The sequence below is a fragment of the Polaromonas sp. genome (genome assembly GCF_031411155.1).
GTDB lineage: Bacteria > Pseudomonadota > Gammaproteobacteria > Burkholderiales > Burkholderiaceae_C > Polaromonas.
The window spans coordinates 1-3,047 of the sequence record NZ_JANOAL010000294.1 but is presented as its reverse complement, the minus strand read 5'-3'; the positions used below and the strand labels follow the sequence as shown (position 1 = coordinate 3,047).

Here is a 3,047-nt window from a genome sequence, read left to right as displayed (position 1 = left end):
CTTTGGCGTGTTCAGCCTGGCGCAGGACTTGCTCCGCGAGCAGCCGGTGCAGGCGCGCACGCGGCAGGAGCTGCGCACGCTGCTGGCGAATCGGCCGTCCGGCGGCATTGTGTTTGCGACCATCCAGAAGTTCATGCCGGGGGAAGACGAGGACACTTACCCGGTGCTGTCGGACCGGCACAACATCGTGGTGATTGCCGATGAGGCGCACCGCACACAATACGGCTTTGAGGCCAAGCTTAAGGTGCGAAAAGTGCCTCTGGCCCAGGCGGGACATGCGCAATCAGCTATCAATGTCATAGCAACAGGCGACGGCGCTGTGACGCCGCACCGGGCCGAGTTTGCACCGCCGGCGTATGAAGTGGGGCGCTACCAGGTCGGTTATGCACAGCACCTGCGCGATGCGCTGCCCAAGGCCACCTTTGTCGCCTTTACCGGCACGCCTGTCAGCAGCGAAGACCGCGACACCCGCGCGGTGTTTGGCGACTACATCCATGTCTACGACATGCAGCAGGCCAAGGAAGACGGCGCCACGGTGGCGATTTATTACGAGTCGCGCCTGGCCAGGCTCAGCCTGAAGGAGGCTGACCTGAACCAGCTCGACGAAGAGGTGGACGAACTGGCCGAGGACGACGAGGAAAGCCAGCAGGCGGCGCTGAAAAGCCGCTGGGCCGCGCTTGAGAAAGTGGTGGGCGCCGAGCCGCGCATCGCCAGCGTGGCGCAAGACCTGGTGGCGCATTTTGAAGAGCGCAACAAGGCGCAGACCGGCAAGGCCATGGTGGTGGCCATGAGCCGCGATATCTGTGCGCACCTGTACAGCGAGATTGTTCGCCTGCGGCCGGAGTGGCACGACACTGATCCGGAAAAAGGCGCGATCAAGATCGTCATGACCGGCTCGGCCAGCGACAAGGCGCTGCTGCGCCCTCACATCTACAGCCCGCAAGTCAAAAAGCGGCTGGAAAAGCGCTTCAAGGACCCGACCGATCCGCTGCGCATGGTGATCGTGCGCGACATGTGGCTGACCGGGTTTGATGCGCCCTGCGTGCACACGCTGTACGTGGACAAGCCCATGAAGGGCCACAACCTGATGCAGGCGATTGCCCGCGTCAATCGCGTCTTCAAGGACAAGCAAGGCGGCCTGGTGGTCGATTACATCGGCATCGGTAATGAACTGAAATCGGCCATGAAGGAATACACGGCCAGCCAGGGGCGCGGCCGCCCGACCGTGGATGCGCACGAAGCTTTCAGCGTGCTGGAAGAAAAGCTGGACGTGCTGCGCGCCATGCTGCACGGCTTTGACTACGGCGGCTTTTTGACCGGCGGGCACAAGACACTGGCGGGTGCCGCCAACCATGTGCTGGGGCTGGTCACGGGTTCCAGCCGGGACGGCAAGAAGCGTTTTGCCGATACGGCGCTGGCCATGAGCAAGGCCTTTACGCTGTGCTGCACGCTGGACGAGGCCAAGGCGGTGCGTGAAGAAGTGGCTTTTTTGCAGGGCGTCAAGGTCATCCTGACCAAGAAGGAACTGACGGCGAAGCGCAGGACCGACGAGCAGCGCGAACTGGCGATACGCCAGATCATCGGTTCTGCGGTGGTGTCCGAAAGCGTGGTCGATATTTTTGACGCGGTGGGGCTGGACAAGCCGAACATCGGGTTGCTGGACGATGAATTTTTGGCGCAGGTCAATGACCTGCCGGAACGCAACCTGGCCGTCGAGCTGCTGGAGCGCTTGCTGCAGGGCGAGATCAAAAGCCGCTTTGCCGGCAGCGTGGTGCAGGACCGCAAGTTCTCGGAGATGCTGGGCAACGTCATCCAGCGCTACCAGAACCGGTCGATTGAAACCGCGCAGGTCATGGAAGAGCTGATCCAGATGGCGAGGAAGTTCAGGGAAGCTTCCTTGCAGGGCGAAAAGCTGGGGCTGAGCGAGGACGAGGTGCGGTTTTATTACGCCTTGATCGAAAACGAGTCAGCGGTGCGCGAGCTGAGCGACGAAACCCTGAAGAAAATCGCCCACGAGCTGACAGAAAACCTGCGCCAGAACCTGGGCGTGGACTGGTCGGCGCGGGAAAGTGTTCAGGCCAGGCTGCGGCTGATGGTCAAGCGCATCCTGCGCAAATACAAATACCCGCCAGATCATCAGGATGCCGCCGTTGAACTGGTGCTGGAACAGGTTCAGGCGTTTGGGGACGGTTGGGGCGGGTAGGGCGGCCGGCAGGACGCCATCGTTCGTCAGTAGGTCGGATTAGCGCAGCGTAATCCGACAGGTGCTTTTTGCAATGTTTGGGAGCGGTGTCGACCTACGTCCTTTGGCTAACCCGACCTACGCGAGGCAAGAGAAGCTGCGTAGTCACCATTTAATGATCATTTCGGCCGCTAGCCCAGGTAATACCTGCGCGAGCAGCTATCAAAATAGTAGCGTGCCGTGCCGTGCCGGTGCCTGAGTCAGTCTGGTACCACCAACAGGAATCGAACCTGTATCTAGCGCTTAGGAGGCACTCGTTCTGTCCATTGAACTATGGCGGCACTGTTTTGCACTTCTGGCGAAGAACAGGAATTGTATGCGCTGGCCGGCGGCGGGTGGCCAGGCCGGCTCAATCGTAAGGCACGGTAAAAATCAGGTCCACGGCGCTTTGCTGGCCGGTCTGGGCGCGCAGCGTGAAGCGTTGCGACAGGTCGTAAAAAATATACAGCGTGCCGAGCGCGCCCGAGATGCTGCGCTCATAGGCCGCGTAAAAATTGCGCGAAAAGCGCTTGCCCAGCGTGACGGCGCCCTGGGTGGTGCTGCCGTCGGCGTTGCTCGCTGCCCCGCGGTACGAGAGATCATCGAGCCCCAGCGAGGCCGCCAGCCCGCCCGACAGGCCGCCGCTTTTGCTGCCCAGCAGCGCCAGCGCCGCCTGTTGCAGCAGCGCGGCTTCGGCGCCGCCGGCTGCCGATGAGCGGCCCACCACCAGCCATGACAGCTTCTCGGCATCAGATAGCTCGGGCTGGGCGTAAAGGCGCACCCGCGGCAGCAGGGCGGTCCCCAGGATCTGCACGCCCACGCGCTG

General features: G+C 62.2%; 2 protein-coding genes and 1 tRNA gene. 1 reads left to right on the top strand and 2 read right to left on the bottom strand.

What is annotated here, in order from left to right; translation table 11 throughout:
- Positions 1 to 2,203, top strand: a 2,203-nt coding sequence (locus tag RMO23_RS17330; RefSeq protein WP_309684005.1) for an HsdR family type I site-specific deoxyribonuclease, incomplete at its 5' end; no start/stop codon positions are given.
- Between the two features lie 245 nt (positions 2,204 to 2,448).
- Here RMO23_RS17330 and RMO23_RS17325 read toward each other — a convergent pair.
- Positions 2,449 to 2,523, bottom strand: a tRNA-Arg gene (locus RMO23_RS17325).
- Between the two features lie 68 nt (positions 2,524 to 2,591).
- Positions 2,592 to 3,047 (bottom strand): translocation/assembly module TamB domain-containing protein (locus RMO23_RS17320; protein WP_309684004.1); only part of this gene is annotated, 456 nt, incomplete at its 5' end.